The organism is Sediminibacterium sp. C3, assembly GCF_000508085.1.
Classification (GTDB): domain Bacteria; phylum Bacteroidota; class Bacteroidia; order Chitinophagales; family Chitinophagaceae; genus Sediminibacterium.
Map to the genome: position 1 here is coordinate 63786 of NZ_KI669560.1, position 23941 is coordinate 87726.

General features: G+C 39.9%; 20 protein-coding genes. 10 read left to right on the forward strand and 10 right to left on the reverse strand.

The annotated features are described in order from the left end of the window. Positions 1 to 168: 168 nt before the first annotated feature. From F777_RS0100295 to F777_RS0100320, 5 genes are all read left to right on the forward strand, one after another. On the forward strand, positions 169 to 672 hold the full coding sequence (locus F777_RS0100295; RefSeq protein WP_037368968.1) for a hypothetical protein: 504 nt from the start codon (positions 169 to 171) through the stop codon (positions 670 to 672). A gap of 810 nt (positions 673 to 1482) precedes the next feature. Beyond that, positions 1483 to 2136, forward strand: coding sequence for a sensor histidine kinase (locus F777_RS0100305; RefSeq protein WP_161631457.1), 654 nt, complete (start codon positions 1483 to 1485; stop codon positions 2134 to 2136). Further along, positions 2133 to 2792: a response regulator transcription factor gene (locus F777_RS0100310; RefSeq protein WP_026750293.1), complete on the forward strand. Its 660-nt coding sequence runs from the start codon at positions 2133 to 2135 to the stop codon at positions 2790 to 2792. Before F777_RS0100305 ends, F777_RS0100310 begins: the two co-directional genes overlap by 4 nt. A 6-nt stretch (positions 2793 to 2798) precedes the next feature. Next, entirely contained in the window at positions 2799 to 5093 is a 2295-nt protein-coding gene (locus tag F777_RS0100315; RefSeq protein WP_037368970.1) for a type IX secretion system anionic LPS delivery protein PorZ, read from the forward strand. After that, positions 5083 to 5637 carry a GNAT family N-acetyltransferase gene (locus tag F777_RS0100320; RefSeq protein ID WP_152530818.1) on the forward strand — a complete coding sequence of 185 codons (555 nt, stop codon included), beginning with the start codon at positions 5083 to 5085 and terminating at the stop codon, positions 5635 to 5637. Before F777_RS0100315 ends, F777_RS0100320 begins: the two co-directional genes overlap by 11 nt. Here F777_RS0100320 and F777_RS0100325 read toward each other — a convergent pair. The 4 genes from F777_RS0100325 to F777_RS0100340 form a co-directional block, all read right to left on the reverse strand. Further along, a complete protein-coding gene (locus F777_RS0100325) occupies positions 5603 to 6214 on the reverse strand; it encodes a flavin reductase family protein (protein WP_026750296.1) in 612 nt (203 codons plus the stop codon). The two genes, F777_RS0100320 and F777_RS0100325, sit on opposite strands and share 35 nt — an antisense overlap. Positions 6215 to 6248: 34 nt before the next feature. Beyond that, complete coding sequence (locus F777_RS0100330; RefSeq protein ID WP_037368972.1) at positions 6249 to 8678, reverse strand: bifunctional YncE family protein/alkaline phosphatase family protein; 2430 nt, start codon at positions 8676 to 8678, stop codon at positions 6249 to 6251. Between the two features lie 75 nt (positions 8679 to 8753). Then, positions 8754 to 9338, reverse strand: a complete 585-nt coding sequence (locus F777_RS0100335) for a hypothetical protein (protein ID WP_026750298.1) — start codon at positions 9336 to 9338, stop codon at positions 8754 to 8756. Positions 9339 to 9346: 8 nt separating this feature from the next. Next, entirely contained in the window at positions 9347 to 12709 is a 3363-nt protein-coding gene (locus F777_RS0100340; protein WP_026750299.1) for a methylmalonyl-CoA mutase family protein, read from the reverse strand. 118 nt (positions 12710 to 12827) lie between these two features. Between F777_RS0100340 and F777_RS0100345 the strand changes: the two genes are divergently transcribed. Continuing rightward, positions 12828 to 13763, forward strand: a complete 936-nt coding sequence (locus F777_RS0100345; protein ID WP_051408327.1) for an aldose 1-epimerase — start codon at positions 12828 to 12830, stop codon at positions 13761 to 13763. Here F777_RS0100345 and F777_RS0100350 read toward each other — a convergent pair. Beyond that, complete coding sequence (locus tag F777_RS0100350; RefSeq protein ID WP_026750301.1) at positions 13758 to 14144, reverse strand: RidA family protein; 387 nt, start codon at positions 14142 to 14144, stop codon at positions 13758 to 13760. The genes F777_RS0100345 and F777_RS0100350 overlap by 6 nt on opposite strands. Positions 14145 to 14218: 74 nt before the next feature. On the opposite strand from F777_RS0100350, the gene F777_RS15140 reads away from it, so the two are divergent. The 4 genes from F777_RS15140 (at position 14219) to F777_RS0100370 (ending at position 17383) form a co-directional block, all read left to right on the forward strand. Next, on the forward strand, positions 14219 to 14824 hold the full coding sequence (locus F777_RS15140; RefSeq protein WP_051408328.1) for a 3-hydroxyacyl-CoA dehydrogenase family protein: 606 nt from the start codon (positions 14219 to 14221) through the stop codon (positions 14822 to 14824). 3 nt (positions 14825 to 14827) lie between these two features. Next, entirely contained in the window at positions 14828 to 15535 is a 708-nt protein-coding gene (tsaB, locus tag F777_RS0100360; RefSeq protein ID WP_026750302.1) for a tRNA (adenosine(37)-N6)-threonylcarbamoyltransferase complex dimerization subunit type 1 TsaB, read from the forward strand. A 76-nt stretch (positions 15536 to 15611) separates the two neighbouring features. Then, positions 15612 to 15947 carry an ArsR/SmtB family transcription factor gene (locus tag F777_RS0100365; RefSeq protein ID WP_026750303.1) on the forward strand — a complete coding sequence of 112 codons (336 nt, stop codon included), beginning with the start codon at positions 15612 to 15614 and terminating at the stop codon, positions 15945 to 15947. A 23-nt stretch (positions 15948 to 15970) separates the two neighbouring features. Beyond that, entirely contained in the window at positions 15971 to 17383 is a 1413-nt protein-coding gene (locus F777_RS0100370; protein ID WP_026750304.1) for an MBL fold metallo-hydrolase, read from the forward strand. Between the two features lie 14 nt (positions 17384 to 17397). Here F777_RS0100370 and F777_RS0100375 read toward each other — a convergent pair whose 3' ends face one another. From F777_RS0100375 to kbl, 5 genes are read right to left on the reverse strand one after another with little or no spacing between them, the layout of a single operon-like run. Beyond that, positions 17398 to 18294: a lysophospholipid acyltransferase family protein gene (locus F777_RS0100375; RefSeq protein WP_026750305.1), complete on the reverse strand. Its 897-nt coding sequence runs from the start codon at positions 18292 to 18294 to the stop codon at positions 17398 to 17400. A 3-nt stretch (positions 18295 to 18297) separates the two neighbouring features. Then, the gene (gene nadB, locus F777_RS0100380; RefSeq protein WP_026750306.1) at positions 18298 to 19896 is read right to left on the reverse strand and encodes an L-aspartate oxidase; all 1599 of its coding nucleotides are present in this window, start codon (positions 19894 to 19896) and stop codon (positions 18298 to 18300) included. A 20-nt stretch (positions 19897 to 19916) separates the two neighbouring features. After that, on the reverse strand, positions 19917 to 21935 hold the full coding sequence (gene ispG, locus F777_RS0100385) for a (E)-4-hydroxy-3-methylbut-2-enyl-diphosphate synthase (RefSeq protein WP_026750307.1): 2019 nt from the start codon (positions 21933 to 21935) through the stop codon (positions 19917 to 19919). Positions 21936 to 21950: 15 nt separating this feature from the next. Continuing rightward, positions 21951 to 22727: a penicillin-binding transpeptidase domain-containing protein gene (locus F777_RS0100390; RefSeq protein WP_026750308.1), complete on the reverse strand. Its 777-nt coding sequence runs from the start codon at positions 22725 to 22727 to the stop codon at positions 21951 to 21953. Positions 22728 to 22738: 11 nt separating this feature from the next. Beyond that, entirely contained in the window at positions 22739 to 23926 is a 1188-nt protein-coding gene (gene kbl / locus F777_RS0100395; protein WP_026750309.1) for a glycine C-acetyltransferase, read from the reverse strand. Positions 23927 to 23941 lie beyond the last annotated feature (15 nt).

The window sequence follows — 23941 nt, forward strand, 5'->3', positions numbered from 1 at the left end:
ATATAGGTACGTGATTTCACCCTATTTTTTGTAGTGGTAAATTTAATAAATTGATTATTAATTATTTATAAATTATGTTTATATTATATGAAATAATAATTGATTGTTGGAGTAAGATTATGAATTAATTTACATTCACAATCCATGCAAACAATTAAATCGCTTATTATGAAAAACCTTATTTCAAAACGTTTACTAGCCCTGGGAGTAATTGCATCACTTAGTTTTACGGCTTGTCAAAAAGCAGAAACTGAAACCAATCCATTACAGTCTAATAACAAAGACAATGAAATGAATTTGGTAGGTTCTGCTGCTGCTGGCATTTCAATCAATGGTCTGATTTCAGAAAATGCTGCTGAAGCCATGCAGAATGCGTATAAAGCTAAGTTTGGATCTTTAACCAAGACTGAATATGTTGAGTTTGACGTAAACGAAATGGAGAAGTTTATCAAACAGTTAAAAAATAAATATAAGTCCGATAAGTTAAGAGTTTACTTTGGTGTGTATGATGAAAAAACCACCACCAATCCAAACTATGTTGGACGTACTACTGTTTTCTTCCTGGGTAATAACAAAAAGGCTAAAAACGGCAATATCAGAAGCCAGAATGCAGAAGACGGTCTACCTGGTGAAGGATCTAACTATTTGAACCACGGTTCAATTTGGCCATAATAATTTTGTTTGTCCATTATTAAGTAGATTACACTAAAGATTAGTAATGTTTTTATTCAATATTTACCTGCTGGTGCAAGCCAGCAGTTTTTTAGTTTGTATACTACTTTATAAAACATTGAAAAATACTCATTTTAAGTATTTTTTGCCTTTTTTATTCATAACACTTTCAGTAGAATTAATTGGGTATTGGCTTTTAACCAAAGGGATAAGGAACTACACGCTATTTAATGTCTTTACTACATTTGAGTTTGTTTTTTATGCATTCCTTTTCTCAAAACACTTAAAAACAACGGTATTTAAAAAACTTACCATAGGTTTTATCCCATTTTACTCCTTAATGGTATTCTTAAACCTGCAATACGTTCAGGGATATAACAATTTCCATACCTACACCTTCTTACTTGGATCCTTTTTTGTGGTCTTGTTTTGTTGTCTGTTTTTTTACGAATCAGTACTCCCCGAACACTTAGACCATCCTTTGGCAAAGCAGCCCTTCTTCTGGGTATGTACGGGACTGCTTTTGTTTTACATGGGCTCTGTTATTATCAATGCCCTTTTTGAATACCTGAGAAGTTACGATTTACAACAGGAAGGCAAAAAAATTTACGGCTTGATTAACCAGAGTTTAAATGTTGTTTTATATTCATCCTTTATTTACGCATTCATCTTATGCCGGAAAACCAAGAAGACATTCTCGTCACAATAATTATCTCTTCGGTATTTTTCGTCTTATTGGCTGTTTTCCTGCTGGTTTTGCTGTATTTATTTTTAAGAAAACAAAGGCAGAATCAGCGTGAAAAAGAGGAGATGAAAAATCAGTTCGAGCAGACAATTATTAAATCCCAGCTGGAAATTCAAAATCAGACACTCACATATATTGGATCTGAAATTCATGATAATCTGGTTCAGATTATCTATTTATCCATGCTACGGATTGCGAATCTGAAAAGGGAAATTGATGAAAAAGACAAAGACGAAATATACGGTTTGCTAAAAAAAGTATGGCACGACTTAAGGGGCATGAGCCATAGTTTAATAAATACTAATTTTCACCAGGTAGGATTTATTGAATCTTTGGAACATTTATTCCATAATATTGAGAAGACAGGAAAGTATAAAACTAGTCTACATATAGATGAAGATGTAAACATTGACATGCTTGATAAAAGTGTAGATATTATTTTATTCAGAATGATTCAGGAAATTATAAACAACACCTTGAAGCATGCAGCCTGTGATACCATTGAAATAACACTTAAGAACCTAAGCAATCAACTGAATATTGAAATCAAGGATAACGGAATTGGTTTTGATGTAGAAAAAGCAAGAGAGTCCAATGCGGGAGTAGGCATTAACAATATAATTAGCAGAGCCAGATTAATCAATGCAACAGTTACATTTAATAGCATTGCCAATCAGGGAACAACCGTAAATATTTTACTAAAAGCTAAAGCAGCATGAAAACAACTGTAGCACTTGTAGATGATCACGAATTACTTAGATCAGGATTGGTTGGCATTATAAATTCATTAGGTGACTTTGAAGTAATATTTGAAGCTGGTAATGGAATAGAGTTTATAAAAAAAGTGGACAAGAATAATCCTCCGGACATTGTTATTCTTGATATTACCATGCCTGAAATGGACGGCTACGAAACGGCTGCCTGGATTAGAAAAACCCTCCCTGGCATTAAAATTCTTGTATTGAGCATGTTGTCTAATGACATGGCAATCATCCGAATGTTAAGAAATGGAGTAAAGGGTTATATAATAAAAGACAGTAAACCACATGTATTTAAAGAGGCGATGGAATCTATACAGAGAAATGAATTTTATGTAAACGAATTGGTGAGAGACAAGCTTATCAACTATGTTTCCAATGAAGAGGAAGATGGAAAACAAATGCAGTCATTACTCAATATAACAGAGCAGGAAGCACATTTTCTGGAATTACTGTGTGCAGATAAGTCATACAGGGAAATTGCCGATGAAATGTGTGTCAGCGTTAGAACCATTGACAATTATAGGGACAATCTTTTTAAGAAACTGGATATCAAAACAAGGGTAGGACTCGTATTATTTGCAATTAAACAGGGCATTGTCAATATTCACGAATAAGCTTCCATGATGTACAAATTTGCTAATACAATATTCGCATTCCTGTTATTGGCAGAAAGTAGTACAGCCCAAAAAGCCCCTGTGCCCATTGGTCAGTGGAGAGAACATTTAAACTATCAAAATACTTTTCAGGTAATAAAAGGAGATAAAATATATGCAGCCACAGAAGCTGCCGTATTCTCCGTCGACGCGGACTCAGAAATAAGCCGTTATACCAAAATAAACCGTCTTAACGATATTGGTGTTCAACAAATTGGTTGGGACCCAACCAATCAACAATTGATTGTTGCATACAAAAACAGCAATCTTGACTTTTTAAAAAATGACCTTACAAAGAATCTCAGTGATATACAAAAAAGCAGTATTGCCGGCGACAAAAGAATCAATTCTATATACTGTTCTGGTGACAATGCCTTTCTATCTACCGGTCTGGGAATTATTGTGGTTAACACCGTTAAATATGAAATCAGAGATACCTGGATAATTGGCAATAATGGAAATCAGGTAAATATTCATTCATTCTGCGAAGACAATCAGCGCTATTATGCTGCTACAGCGGAAGGCTTAAAAAGCATTTCTAAAAACAATACAAACCCTGCCAACTTCCGCAACTGGACCACCCTCCTTACCCCTTATACCGGCAACCTGAGTTTTGTGGGCCAGATCAACAATCAACTTCTTATAACACAAAGAGACAGTGTATATATTCAGGAAAACAACCAGTGGAAATTGCTTTTTCAGGAATCTGGATGGAATATTCTCAACACCACTATTTCTGAAAATCAAATTAGCATTTGCCTGCGAACTATTTCGGGCAATTCAAAAGTAGTATTCCTGAATAAAGAAGGCAATATTCAGAAATCCTTTGCAGAACCCGGTGTTATTTCATTGCCAGGGAGCGCTATTCTTTCGGATGGTAAAGTATGGGTTGCCGATCAGTTTGGAGGTCTCTCTTCATTTGGCAGTAACAACACAGAAAGATATATACCCAATGGCCCCAATGGTATTCCCTCAGGAGAAATTCATATTTCGAATGGACTTTTCCTGCAAGGTGTAGGCGCTGTAAATAATGCATGGAATTATCTTTATAAGAGAGAAGGCTATATTGAATTTAAGGATGGGGTATGGAATAATTCCGGCGCTATCAATACTCCGGCACTAGACACACTGCTAGATATCATTACAATAATCAGTAATCCTACTGATAAAACAATCTGGGCAGGCAGTTATGGCGGAGGACTCATTCAAAAAAAAGACAATCAGCTACAAATTTTTAAACAGAATAGTTTACTGGAAGCAGCAGTAGGAGATCCGGGAAATTATCGCGTTAGTGGTCTTGCATTAGACAATCAACAAAATCTATGGGTTAGTAATTATGGTGCGCCAATGCCATTAAAACTATTGTCTAAAAATACAGAATGGGCAGGCTTTACTCCACCTTTTCCATTGCTGGAAAATGCAGTAGCACAGATTGTTTCTGACGATGAAAACAACCAACTCTGGATCCAGAGCCCGAAAGGGAATGGTTTACTGTTATACCATTATGGGAGTAATATTTTATCAGCTACCGACGATCGCTGGAAACTTTTTAAACAAGGAGCCGGGAATGGAAATTTACCTTCCAATAATGTATTGAGTCTGGCAAAAGACAGGGACAATACCATTTGGATTGGCACAGAGGATGGCATTGGCATTATCCAGTGTACAGACAATGCATTCAGCAACTGTGACGCCATTCTTCCCGTAATTCAGCAAGATCAGTTTGCGGGATTTTTATTTAAAGGTCAGCAGGTACAAAGCATTGCAGTAGATGGGGCTAATAGAAAATGGATCGGCACCCAGAACGGTGCCTGGCTAATAAGCCCGGACGGTAAAAACATCATTCATCATTTTACTGTTTCTAACAGTCCGTTATTAAGTAATGATGTAAAAAAAATTGGGATTGATCCACAAACCGGTGAAGTATATTTTGCTACATTCAATGGATTGTGCAGCTATCGGTCTACAGCAACCACAGCAACACAACAATTTGAAAATGTATTGGTTTTCCCCAATCCCGTGCCTCCCCAATACAATGGGCAAATTGCTATCAGGGGACTAACAGAAAATGCAATTGTAAAAATAACTGAACTGAATGGCCGCCTGGTGTATCAAACCAGAAGCCTGGGTGGACAAGCTGTATGGAACGGCCTGGATTACAACGGAAGAAAAATTGCATCCGGTATATATCTTGTGCTGGTTAGGGACGACAAGGGAAGGGAAAATATAGCTACTAAAATTATTATCACCAGTGGCAGATAATCTTAAGCAATATATGGTCAAACTGGAATCAGATCGTTTATCCATAAGGCCTATCAGTATTATTGACGCGGCATTCATGCTACAGCTAATGAATACAGCTGGTTGGCTTGAATTTATTGGGGACAGAAACGTTAAAGACAGAACGGCTGCCAGCAATTATATTCTCACCAGAATCATTCCCAGTTATCATAGTTATGGATTCGGATTGTATTTGGTTCTTTTAAAAAACAAGAACACTCCCATTGGCATTTGCGGACTGGTAAAAAGAGAAGGACTGGATCATCCCGATCTTGGATTTGCCGTTTTGCCTGAATATGCAGGGCAAGGGTATACATCAGAAGCCAGTGAAACAATCCTGGATTACGCAGATAAGCAATTAGAAATACCAATAATTTATGGTATCACCACCCAATTGAATATTGCCGCCATCAGGGTACTGGAAAAACAAGGTTTACGTTTTCAGCAAACAGTCCAACTTCCTCAGGATAAAAATGAATTTCTATTATACGCTAAGGCTTTGCATAAGGGAGACGTTGCACCATAGCTGCATTGGCATATCCATCCAGTCCTAATGACAACATGGATCCGGCATTTTCCAGATGAATAAATCCATCTGTTTCTACCAAACTTTCACTCAGGAAAACAGCCTGCAAAGCACCAATTACAAAAAAAGTCTGGTTATGCGTAATGGGTACAATTTCAACCAGCTTAAGATGGTATTTCACCGGAGACTCCAGAACAAAGGGAGCAGGAATACCTTCCTCGAATTGGGATTCTAACCCAACTGCTTCAAACTCGTTTACTTCTGGCGCATATTTGGCACTGCACTGATGTGCATTCGTAAAAAATGCATCTGATATATGATTCACCGTATAATGTCCGGTATCCCTGATATTCTGAATGGTATCAGGGGCCGCTGCCAGCGGCCGATTGATATACCCTATTAAAGCAGGATCAGCCCCCAGATGCACAATACTGCTTACAACAGACAAATTAGGAACCCCTTCCTTACTAACCGTTCCCACCAGACTTACCGGTTTAAATCCCGTAAGGCAATTGATAAAATTGGCTCTGTAAAAACGCTCCCAGTTTTTAATTTCATCTATTGAATAATATCGCATGCTATATATAATGCCTGAGACATTGAATTGTTGACTAATCCTTGTCTGCTTTTTGTATGGGCTTATAAAATGCGGCACGCTTTGGACCCGGGAATGGAACATCATCTCCTTTTAATCCATGCCATAAAACCTTATTGAATTCAAGATCAGGCACATCGTCTTCCTTGGCAAGGCTGAATGCTTCAGAGCGGCGTTGCCATTCGTTTCTGGCCGTATTCCTTTCTTTCAAGTCTATACGGGGGAGTATAGAAGTAAAGGGAGTTAAATCCGGAGTGGATGTAAAAGAGCGCCACATGGGCGTAGCTGCTGCGTCATACTGACTCATGGGAGGAATTCCTAAAATCAACTCCATGGTTCTTAGCGCTGAAGAAGTACTGTACATGGTATGATCCACATATCCTCTTTTTACAAAACCACCTGCTAAAAATGCAATGCTTCTATGTGCATCTACATGGTCTGCTCCGTTCTGCGCATCGTCTTCAACAATAAAAATGGCTGTCTCTTTCCAGATCGGACTCTTGCTTAGGTGTTCTACAAAAAGGCCAACGGCATAATCATTATCGGCTACATGTGCATATGGAGTAGGTCTGCCTAGTTTTAAACCTTCCGTATGATCATTGGAAAAACGGATTGAATTGAACTGAGGAACTTTATTGATGGCCAGTAAGGAATCAAAATCTCTTTTCCACTGAGCATAACGAGTGGTATCCATTACCGAATTATTATAGCCTGTAAAGTATTTACAGAAATTGCCTTCCAATACAGGAATATTCGCCTTGTAATTGTCAACAAATTCACCATAACTCCTGAAACTAACACCGGCACGCTTTGCGTGATCCCAGAAAAACCCTCCTTTGTTATTGGCAACTTTTCTGTTCCCTTCCCCATCGTAACTTCCTCCTCTTCCACCATAACTGCTCACCCAGCTCTTTTCCAGAAAATCGGTTGCATATGCGCCCATTGTCCAGTTATGGCCATCCATACTCACTTCACCATCTACATAAAAATTATCGAGCAATACAAAATTTCTGGCAAGTGCATGCTGATTGGGTGTAATGTTTTCACCAAAGAGGGTAAGTCTTGGATCACCGTTGCCTTCCTTCATATCACCCAACACCTGGTCGTAGGTTCTGTTTTCTTTAATTACATAGAATACATATTTGATAGGACTTTTATCTCCTACTTTTCTGGGGATGGGATTGCCGGCTTCTCCCTGTGCAAGTTTTTCTTTCACTTTGTTGTAGGGTGTATTCTGATAAACAACCTGCGAATACACACTCATTTGTTTTGCGCTAGGCATATTGATGATACTCATGGTACCCATGAATAAACCACCGATGTACTCTACTTCTTTGGGCTTGTTAGGATCTCCTTCGTGGTGCAAAACAATTTGTTTATTGGCAAATGGATTAGGGCCATACACATTGGCTTTGGAAGAAAAGCCTTTCCCATTCGTAACAAAAATTTTATTGCCAACTACTTTCACATTGGTTGGATACCAGCCTACAGGTATAAAGCCTTTGCTCTTACTGGATACTGGAACAGATACATCATACACAGCCAGACAGTTGTTATCTGCGTTGGCTATGAATAAAGTTTTTTCATCAGCACTTAATGCCAGGCCATTGGTTGTAGAACCATTGGGTGCATCCGGATACAAAGCCACATTCAGCACTTCAACCACTTTCAAATCCTTTGTCTGAATAACAGAAACTGAATTGTCATTGGCATTGGCTACATACAATACGGTTCCTTTTTTATTTAAAACAATTTCATTGGGATTATCTCCTACTGGAACCGAGGCAGTAATTTTTCTTTCTGCAGTATTGAACTGATATACTTTATCGCAGCCCCAGCAACTAACATAGAGGAAACGATTGTCTGGAGATAAAACACAAGTGTAGGCTTCTCCTTCCAGTGCCTGTTTAAATAATATTTGCTTAGTAGCTAAATCAACAATGTAAAGTTGATTGTTCTCTCTGGTAACAATATACATCCATTGTTTAGCATGGTCAATGGCTATACCAGCCGGACTAATTTTATTGGGCCATTTTTTTCCCAGAACAATGGAATCAACCAGATTCAGTTTTTTATTCTCAATGGAAAAAATTTCAATGCGGTTATTATGTCCGCCGGAAGCATACAGTTTTTTCTCGTCACTGCTGAAAGCCAATCCATACCAGCTTCTCTCAATAATTTTGGTATCCAGTATTTTCTCTGTAACAGGATCAATTAGTTGAATGCTCTGAGTTCCCTGTCCATTATTGGTAACTGCCATTAACTGCCGGGACTGGCTTACCGCCATATTCAAAGGGAGGTCTCCGAGAGCCAAACTTCTACCAACAGGCGTTAAACCCCATCCATTGGGCAACGTAACTTTTTTTGCCAACAATTGTGGAACAGTCTGTGCAATAGCGCACTGAAAGGAAAAAAGGGCCAGGCCAAAACAGAGTAATCTAAACATGGTGCAATCTTTAGTGGCTAAAGGTACACTTCTGTATAAAAGAAAAACCGGCTTATCAATTATTTAATACACAAACTACTGCTTGGCAAACTCATAACTTCTGACAGGCTTAAAAGTCAGCATTCCCCTGTCGCCAGTAACCACTCTGTATTGAATTTGGCGATACATTCCTGTCCTTGCAGCGCCAACCGAGTCTGCTGTGAAAACAGGGAATCTTCTCATTAGTGTTCCTTCCATTAACATGAAAGTATCAAAACCCTTATACCCGGTTCTTAATTTAGGATCGTCTACAATATCAGGAAATCCAATGCCGGCAAATGTTTCATTTTTTACAGAGGATACGCCAAACACAGTTCCTTTGTCATCATTTCCATTCAGGTATACATAGATAACCATATCTGGAAACAGATCTCCGTTTAAATCATCTACTTCGGCCTTCCGGATTCTGCCTTTTACCTCAAAGCTTACGTCCCTGGCCCCACTGCTGAAACCGATGGGGCTAACCGTAACATAGTTTTTATCGTCGTTCTTATTGTTACATACCAGCTTGAAACCAACGTTACCCAATTTCATAATGGTATCAATTTTCCGATGCTGCGCATGCAGATTGGTAAGCGCTAAGAACACCATTAGTAAACCAAAGCTCAATTTTTTCATCATGATTCAATTTACATATTTCTGCGATATTGACCACCAACCTGGTATAAGGCATTGGTAATTTCTCCCAGAGAACAGTACTTCACCGTTTCCATCAACTCCTCAAATAAATTGCCATTATTAATAGCAACCTGCTGTAATTGTAAAAGGGCAGCCTTGCTTTTTCCTTCATTACGATGCTTGAATGCTTTCAGGTTTTGAATCTGCTGCTCTTTTTCTTCGGTAGTACTTCTAATCACTTCTCCAGGCAGAACCGTAGGACTTCCTTTTTTATTCAGGAAGGTATTCACACCAATCAACGGCAATTCACCCGTGTGTTTTTTGGTTTCATAGTAAAGGCTTTCTTCCTGAATCTTATTTCGCTGGTACATTCTTTCCATGGCACCCAATACACCCCCTCTTTCAGAAATTCTTTCAAATTCAATCAGTACCGCTTCCTCCACCAGATCAGTTAACTCTTCAATAGCAAAACTTCCCTGAATAAAGTTTTCTGTATTAGCAGTGCCCAACTCACGATTAATAATCAACTGTATGGCCATTGCTCTTCTTACACTCTCTTCTGTAGGAGTAGTAATGGCTTCGTCGTAGGCATTGGTGTGCAAACTATTGCAGTTATCATAAATGGCATACAATGCCTGCAGGGTGGTTCTGATATCATTGAAATCAATCTCCTGTGCATGCAGGCTTCTACCGCTGGTTTGAATATGGTATTTCAGCTTTTGCGAACGATCATTCCCCTTGTACTTCTGTTTCATGGCTTTGGCCCAGATTCTTCTGGCAACTCTTCCAATTACACTGTATTCCGGATCCATACCATTACTGAAGAAGAAAGAAAGATTGGGTGCAAAATCATCAATATGCATGCCGCGGCTCAGATAATACTCTACAAACGTGAAACCGTTGGCCAAAGTAAATGCCAGCTGAGTAATTGGATTAGCCCCTGCTTCTGCAATATGATAACCACTGATACTAACACTGTAAAAATTCCGAACCTTCTGATCAATAAAATAAGCCTGAACATCACCCATTAGTTTAAGGGCAAACTCGGTAGAAAAAATACAGGTATTCTGGGCCTGATCTTCTTTTAAAATATCAGCCTGTACCGTTCCTCTTACTTGTGAAAGCGCTTCCGCTCTTAGTTTTGCATAAATATCTGCAGGCAATACTTCATCCCCGCTCACACCCAAAAGTCCAATGCCCAATCCATTGTTTCCTTCCGGCAAACGCTCTGGCAAGGATGGATTATAATAAACCGGTCTTGGCATTTTATTAAACTTGGCTGCAATGATGGCATTAACTTCTTCCCACTTGTTATTGGCAGTAATCCATTTTTCACACAACTGATCAATAGCCGCATTCATAAAGAAAGCCAATATAATCGGAGCAGGTCCATTTATGGTCATACTCACCGATGTTTTGGGATCACAAAGGTCAAAACCACTGTATAGTTTTTTTGCATCATCCACAGTTGCAATGCTCACCCCGCTATTTCCCACTTTTCCATAAATGTCTGGCCTTAAATCCGGATCTTCTCCATAAAGGGTAACACTATCAAAAGCAGTTGACAAACGGATAGCAGGCTGCCCCAATGAAACATAGTGAAAACGTTTATTGGTTCTTTCTGGTCCACCTTCACCGGCAAACATTCGGGTAGGATCTTCTCCCTGCCTTTTTAATTCAAAAACACCAGCTGTGTAAGGAAATTCACCCGGAATATTTTCCTGTAACTGCCATCTTAAAATATCTCCCCAGTCTTTGTATCTGGGCAATATTACTTTAGGAATCCGGGTACCACTTAATGATTGGGTGGTTAAAGACTGGCGGATGGTTTTATCTCTTACTGTATATTCAAAATAATCAGCCTGGTATTTTTTTACCAATGCAGGCCATTTTTCAATTAATTGTTTACAATCCGGATGTAAAGACTGCGCAAAGCTATTGGCAATATGTTGCAGCTCAACAGTTGAGTTTGCATTGGCAGGTAATGATTGAATGGTACCATGTACCTGATACCATTTAGAAGCAATTACACATTGCTCATTGGCCCATTCATTATAGCTGCGGTTGGCATCTGCAATTTCAGCAAGGTATCTTACGCGCTTTGCAGGAATAATTTGTGCTCTGGTAGTGGTTTCCGTTAAGCCGGTATGAATTGCTGACTCAGTGGAAAAATATACCCCGCATTTATCCTGAATAGCCTGCATGATTTTTCCAAAAAGCTGATTAATACCGGTGTCATTAAACTGAGCTGCAATGGTTCCTACTACCGGAAGATCTTCATCGGCAGCCGACCATAATTCATGATTGCGCTTGTATTGTTTTCTAACATCATGCAATGCATCCAGTGCACCTGCTTTATCAAACTTGTTGATACAGATAATATCTGCATAGTCAAGCATGTTAATTTTTTCCAACTGAGATGCAGCCCCATATTCCGGAGTCATCACATACAAACTAACATCGCAGAATTCCAGAATAGAAGCATCGCTCTGTCCTACACCGGCAGACTCCAGAATTACCATATCAAAGCCTGCGGTTTTACAGATATTAATGGCTTCCTGAACATGAGCACTAAGTGCAGTATTGTCATCACGGGTAGCCAGGCTTCGCATATAAGCGCGATTGTGTGCAATGGCATTCATGCGGATTCTGTCACCCAACAAAGCCCCACCGGTTTTTTTCTTGGAAGGATCTACAGAAACAACAGCAATGGTTTTATCTGTATAATTGTTCAGGTATCTTCTTACAATTTCATCAGTAACCGAGCTCTTTCCTGCACCACCGGTTCCGGTAATACCCAATACAGGAACAGAACCTGAATCAAGTGCCATTTCAGCATCGTCAACAGTGCCCAGATTTTCTGCAATGGTAATTTTACGTGCAATATTTCTAATATCTTTTGCTTCTCCCAGATTCATGGGACTACCGATATCAGCAGGCTGATCCAATGCAAAGTCACATTGTTTCAAAACATCTTCAATCATCCCTTCCAGTCCCATTTTTCTCCCATCATCCGGGCTGTAGATACGAGTAATTCCATATTGATGCAATTCTCTTATTTCCTCTGGCAGAATAGTTCCACCCCCACCACCAAATATTTTGATATGACCACAGCCGTTTTGATCGAGCAAATCTTTCATGTATTTAAAAAACTCCACATGTCCTCCCTGGTAACTGGTAATGGCAATCCCCTGCACATCTTCCTCAATGGCACATTCCACAATTTCTGCCACACTTCTATTATGCCCGAGATGAATAATTTCTGCCCCTTTCGATTGCAGAATTCTACGCATGATATTAATTGCAGCATCATGCCCATCAAACAAACTTGCAGCAGTAACAATCCTAACTTTATTCTGTAAAGCAAAAGCCATAGCTATTCTTTTAAATTGGCGCAAAAATACTGCAATAATACAAGGGGTGAACAGTTGTTAGTTTTTTTATTGTAAGAAAAAGGGTCAATTTGGATTATCTTAACAGCAAAGAAAAAATATGCGTTTTTCAGCCACCGTTTCAGACCATTTATCCGAACCAATCATTCACCTAACCGACAGCCATACCCAATGCAGGGCAGAAATCTATGCTTTTGGAAGTATTCTTAACCATTTCAGCATCCTGTTAAATGGAAATTTGGTTAATTGTATAGATGGATTTGAATCGCCGCAACAGGCAGGCCGCGAAATTACTTCGGCATTTAAAAGCGCTAAAATCAGCCCCTTTGTTTGCCGGTTGCACAAAGGAACTTATACATTCAATCAGGACAGCTACACCATTCAGAAAAACTATCTGAATGAACATGCCCTCCATGGTTTATTGTATGATGCCTCATTTGCCATTGACAAAATACAAGCCACAGAAACGGAAGCAGAGGTAACACTCAGCTATCAATATGCAGGAACAGATGCGGGCTATCCGTTTCCTTTTCAAATGCAAATCACCTGGACCCTTAGTGAAAATCATCAGTTAAGCGTTACCACTCAGGTACGACATCAGAATGAATTTGCTATACCCTATGCCGATGGATGGCATCCTTACTTTACGCTGGGTGGGAAAGTAGATGAATACCAACTTCAATTTGATGCTGACATACAGCTGGAATTCGACGAAACCCTTATCCCAACCGGGAATCAGCTTAGCGACAAACGGTTTGAGACACCCGCTTTACTGAAAGGTATTTTCCTGGACAATTCTTTTGTATTAAAAGAAAACGGAACCTGCACACTGAGTTACGGGGCATTGAAATTAACAGTAAGGCCTGATCCCTCTTACCCCATATTACAAGTGTATACTCCACCGCATAGAAACAGCATAGCCATTGAAAATTTATCGGGCGCTCCGGATAACTTCAATAACAAAATAGGCTTATTGCAATTAGTACCAAACGAGTGGTATGCATTTACGACACGTTATCAGCTAACTGGTTTATAAGTCAACAACGGCAGTCATGGAAATTTCTACATTCACTCCCCTGGGCAACCCTTTCACAGCAACGGTTTCCCTGGCAGGATAATCGCCTGTAAAATAAGAACCATATACCTCATTCACTTCCGCAAACAAAGACATATCACTTAAGAAGATGGTTGTTTTAACTACATGCTCAAAAGAAAGTCTGGCTTCTTTTAAAACCGCTTCAATATTTTTCATCACCTGATGCGTTTCTGCAGCAAGGCTATCCTGCACCAGTTCACCTGTTGCCGGATTAAACGCAACTTGTCCACTTAAAAAAACAAATCCATTGGCTTTAATGGCTTGATTATAGGGTCCGATTGGAGCAGGAGCCTGACTGGTTTTAATCACTTGCTTTGGCATATAAATCTTTTGAAAGGGCAAATTGGTGTTTTTTAATCAACCTGCCAACCTAAATTTGCTAACCAATTGAGCGTATGCATATTTTAATTCATGGAACACCGGAACAGGTTGCTGTTTTAGCAAAAAAAATAGATACATCTATTCACCAGGTCTCTGAATTTAAAGGAGATGAAACAGCCATTCCTGAAGCCGACTTGTATATAGATGCCCTTTTTGAAGACAAGGAACCTGTTTTTAAAAATATTCAACACAAGCCAGTGCTGGTAAATGCGGTTGTTACCCCTTCAGCAGAGTTGGCAAACAATACAATCCGATTCAATGGATGGGGTGGGTTTATACAACAGGAAAAAATGGAAATTGCGGGGAATGAAAACAGTGCTCAACAGGTTGCCAGACTACTGTCTGATGTCGGTATAGATACCGTTGTTTCTGCTGATACTTGTGGCATGATAGGCCCCAGAGTAGTGGCAATGATTATCAATGAAGCGTATTTTGCCCTTGCAGAAAATATCAGTACCAGAGAAGAAATAGACATAGCCATGAAATCGGGAACCAACTATCCTTATGGTCCATTTGAATGGAGCGAAATTATTGGCATAGAAAAAATAAAGGACTTACTTTATCGCTTAAGAACAGAAAATACGCGTTACGAAATTGCTCCTGCGTTAATTAAAAACTAAATCATGGCACTACTGCTACATATTGATACAGCCACCACGTATGCAGGAGTATGCATTAGCGAAAACGGAAAAATACTGGCTGCGCGTTCTCATGCTGCACAGAAAGACCATGCCAGTTTTTTACAGCCGGCAATTGAAGCAATATTGACAGAATCCGGATATAATCTAAACCATATAGAGGCTGTGGCAGTAACAGGTGGTCCGGGAAGTTATACAGGAATCAGAGTAGGACTGGCATCTGCAAAAGGCATTTGTTTTGCACTGAATAAACCTTTGATTATCATCAATACGCTGGCAGTAATTGCGAATGCAGCTAAAGAACAAATGGCTTCTTCGGAAACACCCGAAGATTGTATTTTTTATCCCATGATTGATGCCAGAAGAATGGAAGTTTTTGCTGCAAAGTATAGCCCGGAGCTATTGGCCCTCACTGAACCCAGCCCGATTATCCTGGAACAGGCGTTTTTAGACGAAATAAATTGTCATTCTAAAGTAATATTTTGCGGAGACGGAGCTTCCAAACTCCAATCGTTTATCCTACCAAAAAACTATACTATTTCAGATTCACAACACACTGTAAACCATATGGTTGCGATTGCGGAGAAGGAATTTATGGCTAAAAATTTTGCCAATTTGGCCTATTCTGAACCCATTTATGTTAAAGATTTTTACCAGCCGGTAAAAATAAACTTCAACACTACAGCAAACTAATCAGTACAACTACACTGTATAGTTTACAAATTGACTAACTTTGTATTTGTGATTTACCCCCAATATTACTAATAACATGAATCCAACCACTCAATCCATCCTATTGACAAATGGAGATGAGCCTGTGAAGATTGACTTCCTCCAGGCAAAGAAGGCATCATTGATCCTTCGCTCCATTAATCACAAGCTACGACAGCAAATCATCAAATTGTTGGACGACCACAAAAAGATGACTGTTACCGAGCTTTATGTTAAACTCCGCCTAGAACAATCCGTTGCTTCCCAGCATTTAGCCATATTAAGAAGGGCAGGAATTGTGAGTACCACCCGAGAAGGGAAATTCATTTATTACTCCGTTAATTACACAAGACTGAACGACGTAGTGGCTTTTGTGAAAGCATTGGTAGATTAATTACCTTTGCCGAAAATCACTGCATGTTTATTAAGCAATTATACACTGGTTGTATCAGCGAAGCTGCGTACTATATTGAAAGCAATGGAGTAGCGGCAGTTATTGATCCTTTAAGGGATATTGAGCAATACATTGAACTGGCCAACGAAAGAAAAGCCAGCATCCGGTATATTTTTGAAACACATTTTCATGCAGATTTTGTGAGCGGTCATATTGATCTTGCTGCCGCAACAGGTGCTACTATTGTGTATGGTCCAAACACGGTTACCAAATATCCGGTTCATGTAGCAAGGGATGGCGAAGTTTTTAAACTTGGCAACCTAAGCTTTGAAGTACTGCATACACCGGGTCACACTTTGGAGAGCAGTTGTTATTTGTTGAAAGACGAAACAGGGAAAGATATTGCAATATTTACCGGAGACACTTTGTTTGTAGGAGATGTGGGCAGGCCCGATTTGGCACAGAAAGCCAATGAAATTTCAATGGAAGATCTGGCAGGTATGTTATATGAAAGCCTGCAGTCTAAAATTATGCCCCTGGCGGATGAAGTGGTTGTTTACCCGGCACATGGGGCAGGCAGCAGCTGTGGCAAAAGTTTGGGAGCAGAAACGCATAGCACCATTGGTATTCAGAAAGCAAGCAACTATGCTTTACAGGCTGAAAGCAAAGATGCTTTTATAAAAGCAGTTACGGAAGGATTGGGAACGCCTCCTCCTTATTTCCCCATCAACGCAAGCATTAACCGCGAAGGGTATAGCAGCCTGGACTCCTTAATCAATAAAGGTCTGCAACCTTTAACCGTTGCGGAATTTAAAGCGCAGATCAACGACAATACCCTTATTCTGGACAGCAGAAATCCTGCTGATTTTACAATGGGGTTTGTTCCGGGATCCATCAATATTGGTTTGAATGGAAGATATGCGGAATGGGCAGGCACCCTGCTTTCTTTTGAAGAACCAATACTAATTGTTGCTGAGCCAGGCAAAGAAAAAGAATCCCTGATTAGATTAAGCAGGGTTGGATTTGACAAAATTGTCGGTTATTTATCCGGTGGATTTGCAGCCTGGCAGGAAGCAGGAGAGCCCATCGACATGATTATTGATGTGGAGGCAGATGAGCTGGCTATGGATATGCCATTTGACGATAACCTCGTGATTGTAGATGTAAGAAGGGAAACAGAGTATGACAACGAACATGTAAAAGAGGCCCTTAATATTCCATTGGACCAATTGAATGATCCGGGAAGCATGGCCAACCTGGAAGAGCAATACAATATTTACATTCATTGTGCCGGCGGCTACAGAAGTGTTATTGCGGCATCCATGATTAAGCGTCAGGGCATTCACAATATCCGAAATGTAGTTGGCGGATTTGATGCCATTAAACAATTGCCTGGCAAATTCAAATTTGAGAAAACGGAAGCAGCATTGAACTAAAAATCGCTGGTATTTTATACATCCGGAGTTTCCACTAATAAATGTGCATGCTTTACAGCATCGTAGGTAAATTTCCATCTGCGATGGCTCCATAAATAATTGGCCGGCTTTAGTCTTATGGCGGCTTCTACTTTTTGGGCAAAGATCCGGGTTAGTTCTCCATCTTTAAAACTGCGCGGCTCCTGTGTTATCAGTTCAAAGTGAATCTGATAATGTCCGCGTTTAACTTTATAGAAATGACAAAACACTACATGGGTATCCTTCATTTTAGCCCCCTTCTCCGGACCTGGAATAAAAGGAGTTAATCGGTTGAAGAAAGGAACCCAATGGGCTTTCAGATCACTGGGCGGATTCTGGTCTGCTGCCAGACCCAACGCATATCGATCCTTTACATAATGATGAAATTGATTTTTAAAATGTTTGGTTGGAATTAATATGGTACCGTTAATGGCACGCATATCATAAAGAATCCTGTCCATGGTTTTATTAGACATTGGCTGATACACACCAACAAATGGAAATTTACTATGGAGGGGTAACCAACGATTCAGGTACTCCCAGTTAAAAAAATGTCCGGCCATCAGCTGTACATTCTTTCCGGAATCATACAAGGCATTCAGCACTTCAATATTCGCACCCATTCTTTTATTCAGTGTGCGATTACTGATGGATATCATTTTAATGGTTTCAACAATGGTATCAATAAAATTGTGGTAAAAATCCTTTGCAATTCTTTCTCTTTCCTTATCCGATTTTTCGGGAAATGCAATCTGCAAATTGTGAAAGACTACTTTTTTTCTATATCCCAATAAGTAATAAACAAACAGATACAAACCATCAGCAATCAGGTACATCAGCCACCATGGCAACAATGACAAAAGATAGAATAAAGGATATATAATATAATACATGTATCAGAGAATAATATTCTGTAAAATAGCACTCTTTTCCTGATGATCGGTATTGTAGTGCAATCCCCTGCTCTCTTTACGGAACTGTGCGCCTTTTACAATCAGGTATCCTACAGTAATTAAATTTCTCAACTCACATAGCTGTGGCGATACTTTGGTAGACCGATACAACTGTTCTGTTTCTTCAAACAAAAGATCCAGTCTTTTCATGGCACGACTGAGTCGCACATCGGTTCTTACAATCCCCACATAATCACTCATAATTTGTTGAAGCTCTTTCAGGCTCTGCGTAATCAGAATCATTTCTCTCGGCTCAGCTGTACCCAATGCATTCCAATCCGGAAGTTGATTCATAAATGGCAACTGTTCAATTTTTTCACAGGAATCAATAAAACAGCGATGCCCGAATACCATCGCTTCCAGCAAACTATTACTGGCCAGGCGATTGGCTCCATGCAAACCAGTGCTGGCGCACTCCCCACAGGCATATAAATTACGGATAGAGGTTCTGCCCCATTCGTCGGTTTTAATCCCCCCACAACTATAATGAGCAGCAGGAGCAACTGGAATCATTTGTTGCATTACATCTATACCAATCGACAAACACTTCTGATAAATATTCGGAAAATGATGAATAAATTTTTCTTTATCCATATGTCTGCAATCAAGGTAAACATACTCTGTACCCGTTCGCTTCATTTCATTGTCTATAGCACGTGCTACTATATCGCGGGGAGCCAAATCCTTTCTGGAATCGTATTTTTCCATGAAAGCCTCGCCCGATTTATTTCTCAGAATACCCCCATCCCCTCTTACTGCTTCTGTAATTAAAAAAGAAGGAGATATTCCCGGCTCATACAATGCTGTTGGATGGAACTGAATGAACTCCATATTCTCTATCTTGCCCTTGGCTCTGTACACCATCGCAACTCCATCACCGGTTGCAATTTTAGGATTGGTAGTTGTGCGATAAGCCTGCCCACAACCACCAGTAGCAAGGAGCACAATTTTGGCAACTATTTTTTCAATCTGATTGCGTTGTAAATTCAATACATACACCCCATAACAGGTAATATCCAACGTAGACTTTGTTACCAGGTACCCCAGGTGATGCTGTGTTATGAGATCAACAACAAAACAATGATTCAGCAACTCAATATTCGGCAGTGAAGCCAATTGAGAAAGTAATGCTCTCTCCATTTCCATACCCGTTACATCTTTGTGATGCAATATTCGGTTTTCACTATGGCCACCTTCTTTTCCTAAACTATAAATACCCGCTTCATCTTTATCAAAAGCGGCACCATACTCTATAATTTCTCTGATTCTTTCCGGACCTTCCTTTACTACAATCTCAACAATCTCTTCATTACACAATCCATCTCCTGCAATCAATGTGTCTTCAATATGTTTACTGAAACTATCTCTTGTTTCGTCCCAAACACCGGCAATGCCACCCTGAGCATATTTGGTATTGGTTTCATCCGTCTGCGTTTTGGTAATGACAGTAATGGTTTTCTCCGGAAATTTTTGCGCAACTTTTAAGGCATACGTCAGCCCGGCAATACCGGATCCTATTACCAAAAAATCAGTTTGTATCATACCCTTGATTGATTGCTGCACTATGCTGGTTCTACCCAGGCATCGTGTTCTTTTAGCAAATTGATTAATTCTGTTACGGCAATTTCACTATCAATATTGCGCTTCATGATGTCTTTGCCTTTGTACAAAGTAATTTTGCCTACCCCACTCCCTACATATCCAAAATCCGCATCCGCCATTTCGCCAGGGCCATTCACAATACATCCCATGATGGCTATTTTAACCCCTTTCAGGTGATTGGTAACTTTTCTGATTTTAGCCGTTGTTTCCTGCAAATCAAACAGGGTTCTTCCACAACTGGGGCAACTGATGTATTCCGTTTTGGAAATTCTTGTTCTGCTGGCTTGCAGAATACTGAAGGCAGAGGAATTAATAAACTGCTCTACCGAAGTATTGCTCAGATAATTTCTTCCTGAGGTAGAAAGTCCTTCCTTTTGCTGAAGTGCATAGCTGTCTGCATGCATACCTAAACAAATTCCATCTCCAAAACCATCCAATAACAAAGAACCTGTTTCTGTAGCAAAATGAATCAGGTGTTCGTCCACTGTATTCCAGTTACTGTCGGTTATTAATACAACCGGATTCTGAATATTTTGCACCATGAGTTCCATCATCATTCTTCTTACAGATTGTACAGCATTGCCATTGGTACTACTTAAACAAAGCACAACCGACTTGTCGTTAGCAAAATCTGTTAAGAAACTATAATCATTGATAGGTGTGGCATCATTAAAACAATCAATCATCACAAAATTAATTCCCTCACTTTTGGCTGAAGCACTTGCGAAGCCTGCTCTGTCGAATATGGGGAAATAGCTTTTTTTATCTTCTGTCTGTGCGTAGGTTGCCGGATAAACAATCACTTTTAATGTTCCGGGCAAAGCAAAACTGAGCAGCTGATGTCCGGTAAAAATATAATCCGCAGCCGCATCCCCAATGGCCCATTTGTCGGTTACCGGATCGTACTGATATCCAATTGCCTGAAGATGTTCCGGGGTAATATTTTCAACCTTACTGAAGTCAGCAATAACAACAGGCACTTGATTTCCGCCTATATTATTAACTGCAAAAGTTTTTCTTCGGGTGTAATGAAAAGGGTCATAAGGCAACTTATCAATCACGGGTACATTGCCTGTTGTTATACCCTTTCTATTGGTATAATCGTAGCGCTTCACCAGATCGCGGCAAACAGGAATTTCCAGTTCAGGATCTTCGGTAAGGCTAACACGAATGGTATCTCCAATTCCATCTTCCAGCAAGGTTCCAATACCCGCAGCACTCTTTACTCTGCCGTCTTCCCCATCCCCTGCTTCGGTTACACCTAAATGCAAAGGATAACATTCCCCAAATTCGGATTGCATTTGCTGTATCAGCAAACGATAAGCCTGCACCATTACCTGAGGATTACTGGCTTTCATGCTCAGGATAATATTATGATAGTCTTCCGAACGGGCAATTCTTAAAAACTCCATGGCACTTTCTACCATCCCAATAGGCGTATCTCCATAGCGGCTCATGATTCTGTCGCTAAGTGATCCGTGGTTGGTACCAATACGCATGGCTGTTCCATGCTCTTTACAGATTTTTACCAATGGAGTAAATCGCTCACGGATGCGTTCAATTTCTTCCAGGTATTCAGCATCGGTATAATCAATCTGTTCAAACTTTTTCTTGTCTACATAATTGCCCGGATTCACCCTTACTTTTTCTACAATTCTCGCGGCAATCTCAGCAGCATTGGGCGTAAAATGAATATCGGCAACCAATGGGGTATTGTACCCTCTTTTGCGTAATTCATTTTTTATATTCAGCAGGTTCTCTGCTTCTTTTTTGGAGGGAGCGGTAATTCTTACCAGTTCTGCACCTGCTTCTATGCAACGGATGGTTTGCTCAACTGTAGCCATGGTATCCATGGTATCGGTGGTTGTCATTGTCTGTACCCGAATCGGGTGACCATTACCCAGCAATAAATCCCCGATTTTAACTTCACGGGTTATCAGCCTCTTGTATTGTGTAAGTGAATGGCAGTACTGTTGCATAAAATATCGTTCGGTTTATCTTTTGCCCTCAAAGAAACCCTGATTCGCTAAAATTTTTCTAAGCAAATCTTTAGATATTCCGGTCATCTGGGTATTTGAAGGGCCTTCCAGGTTCAAAACAAAGAAATAAGGGTGTTTGTTCTCTTCAATCCAGCCCGCCACCCAGGCCAGCTGCTTTCCATTTTCAAGAATGGTCAATCCATCCTTATAGCTCAACTGATAATTGGCATTGGATTCCTGTAACATCATTTTTCTTACAATCTCATGGGTCCTCTTTTGAAAAGGCAACTGATTAAAAAACAATTTCTTTACCAGACCCAGCTGTTCATCCGCAGTTAGTTTAAGGGTATTGTTCAGCCAGAAACTATCTATTGACTTACCCATCTGATGATTCCCATAAGACAGGCTATCCAACCAGAATTGAAGGGTATCTTTTCCCATTCTTCTGGCTACTTCCTGATAATAAGGAACAACAGATTGTTTAAATGCGGTTTCCATAGAAACAGCCGAATCCAGCTGAATGGTCATGTTTTCATCTGAAACCACACCTGTTTCCAAAGCAATCAAAGAATGTACAATATTGAAAGTTCCAGCCGGAGAATACGCTGAATCTTTGTATCTGTTTAAATTGTAAATGACAAAATCTCCTGTGCCATTATTAAACAAGGAAAAGCTTCCTTTTACACCGGCAGAATCAAAGTACTTACCCAATTCATTGTTTACCTGAACATTATTCGGGGAGCAGGCATTTAAAAGAAAAGCTGCTACAATTGCACCAATAAAATATCTCATTCTTGTTAGTATTATTTAATTACACCCAGCTCTTTCCCAACTTTGGTAAAAGCTGCAATGGCTTTGTCCAGGTGCTCCTGTTCATGTGCCGCACTTAACTGAACCCTGATTCTGGCTAGTCCTTTGGCCACTACAGGATAAAAGAAACCAATCACATACACGCCTTCATCCAATAATTTAGCTGCGAAATTTTGTGCCACTACTGCATCGTATAACATGATCGGAACAATCGGATGATCACCTGGCTTGATATCAAAACCTGCTTCCGTCATTTTGGTTCTGAAATATTGGGTATTGTATTCCAGTTTATCTCTTAAGGTAGTAGCAGAAGTAAGCATATCCAGCACTGCAATGGAAGCCCCTACAATACTGGGCGCAACTGTGTTGGAGAAAAGATAAGGACGGCTCCGCTGACGAAGCATTTCAATGATTTCCTTTCTGCCAGAGGTAAATCCTCCGCTGGCTCCACCCAATGCCTTACCTAAAGTGCCAGTAATAATATCAATTCTTCCCATTACTCCTCTGTATTCATGGGTCCCTCTTCCTGTTTTACCAAGGAAACCAGAGGAATGACATTCATCTATCATTACTATAGCGTCATACTGATCAGCAAGGTCACAGATTTTATCTAACTGGGCAATGGTACCATCCATACTGAAAGAACCATCGGTAACAATGATTCGGCTTCTGCAACTCGCAGATTCTTTAAGTCTGGCTTCCAGATCTTCCATATTACTGTGCTCATAGCGAAAACGTTTTGCCTTGCACAAACGAACCCCATCAATGATGGATGCATGGTTCAGCGCGTCACTGATAATGGCATCTTCCTCACCAAACAAAGGTTCAAATACGCCCCCATTTGCATCAAAAGCAGCCGCATATAAAATGGTATCTTCTGTACCCAAAAATTCGGATAGTTTTTTCTCCAGTTCTTTATGAATATCCTGTGTACCGCAAATGAATCGAACACTGCTCATACCATATCCATGGGTATCAATGGCTTTGTGTGCAGCTTTAATAACGTCTGGATGAGAAGAAAGGCCTAAATAGTTGTTGGCACAAAAGTTCAATACTTTTTTACCATTAACCACAATTTCAGGACCCTGCTCACTGGTAATTACTCTTTCCTTTTTGAAAAGACCAGCCGATTCAATTTCTTTTAACTCTGCAGCTATTCGGGATACAAATGCTTCGTTCATAACCTTGATTTGATA

Bases quoted from the DNA above. Each gene is read 5' to 3' on its own strand.
- F777_RS0100295 (WP_037368968.1), top strand. From the start codon at position 169: ATGAAAAACCTTATTTCAAAACGTTTACTAGCCCTGGGAGTAATTGCA.
- F777_RS0100305 (WP_161631457.1), top strand. From the start codon at position 1,483: ATGAAAAATCAGTTCGAGCAGACAATTATTAAATCCCAGCTGGAAATT.
- F777_RS0100310 (WP_026750293.1), top strand. From the start codon at position 2,133: ATGAAAACAACTGTAGCACTTGTAGATGATCACGAATTACTTAGATCA.
- F777_RS0100315 (WP_037368970.1), top strand. From the start codon at position 2,799: ATGATGTACAAATTTGCTAATACAATATTCGCATTCCTGTTATTGGCA.
- F777_RS0100325 (WP_026750296.1), bottom strand. From the start codon at position 6,214: ATGCGATATTATTCAATAGATGAAATTAAAAACTGGGAGCGTTTTTAC.
- F777_RS0100330 (WP_037368972.1), bottom strand. From the start codon at position 8,678: ATGTTTAGATTACTCTGTTTTGGCCTGGCCCTTTTTTCCTTTCAGTGC.
- F777_RS0100335 (WP_026750298.1), bottom strand. From the start codon at position 9,338: ATGATGAAAAAATTGAGCTTTGGTTTACTAATGGTGTTCTTAGCGCTT.
- F777_RS0100340 (WP_026750299.1), bottom strand. From the start codon at position 12,709: ATGGCTTTTGCTTTACAGAATAAAGTTAGGATTGTTACTGCTGCAAGT.
- F777_RS0100345 (WP_051408327.1), top strand. From the start codon at position 12,828: ATGCGTTTTTCAGCCACCGTTTCAGACCATTTATCCGAACCAATCATT.
- F777_RS0100350 (WP_026750301.1), bottom strand. From the start codon at position 14,144: ATGCCAAAGCAAGTGATTAAAACCAGTCAGGCTCCTGCTCCAATCGGA.
- F777_RS15140 (WP_051408328.1), top strand. From the start codon at position 14,219: ATGCATATTTTAATTCATGGAACACCGGAACAGGTTGCTGTTTTAGCA.
- tsaB (WP_026750302.1), top strand. From the start codon at position 14,828: ATGGCACTACTGCTACATATTGATACAGCCACCACGTATGCAGGAGTA.
- F777_RS0100365 (WP_026750303.1), top strand. From the start codon at position 15,612: ATGAATCCAACCACTCAATCCATCCTATTGACAAATGGAGATGAGCCT.
- F777_RS0100370 (WP_026750304.1), top strand. From the start codon at position 15,971: ATGTTTATTAAGCAATTATACACTGGTTGTATCAGCGAAGCTGCGTAC.
- F777_RS0100375 (WP_026750305.1), bottom strand. From the start codon at position 18,294: ATGTATTATATTATATATCCTTTATTCTATCTTTTGTCATTGTTGCCA.
- nadB (WP_026750306.1), bottom strand. From the start codon at position 19,896: ATGATACAAACTGATTTTTTGGTAATAGGATCCGGTATTGCCGGGCTG.
- ispG (WP_026750307.1), bottom strand. From the start codon at position 21,935: ATGCAACAGTACTGCCATTCACTTACACAATACAAGAGGCTGATAACC.
- F777_RS0100390 (WP_026750308.1), bottom strand. From the start codon at position 22,727: ATGAGATATTTTATTGGTGCAATTGTAGCAGCTTTTCTTTTAAATGCC.
- kbl (WP_026750309.1), bottom strand. From the start codon at position 23,926: ATGAACGAAGCATTTGTATCCCGAATAGCTGCAGAGTTAAAAGAAATT.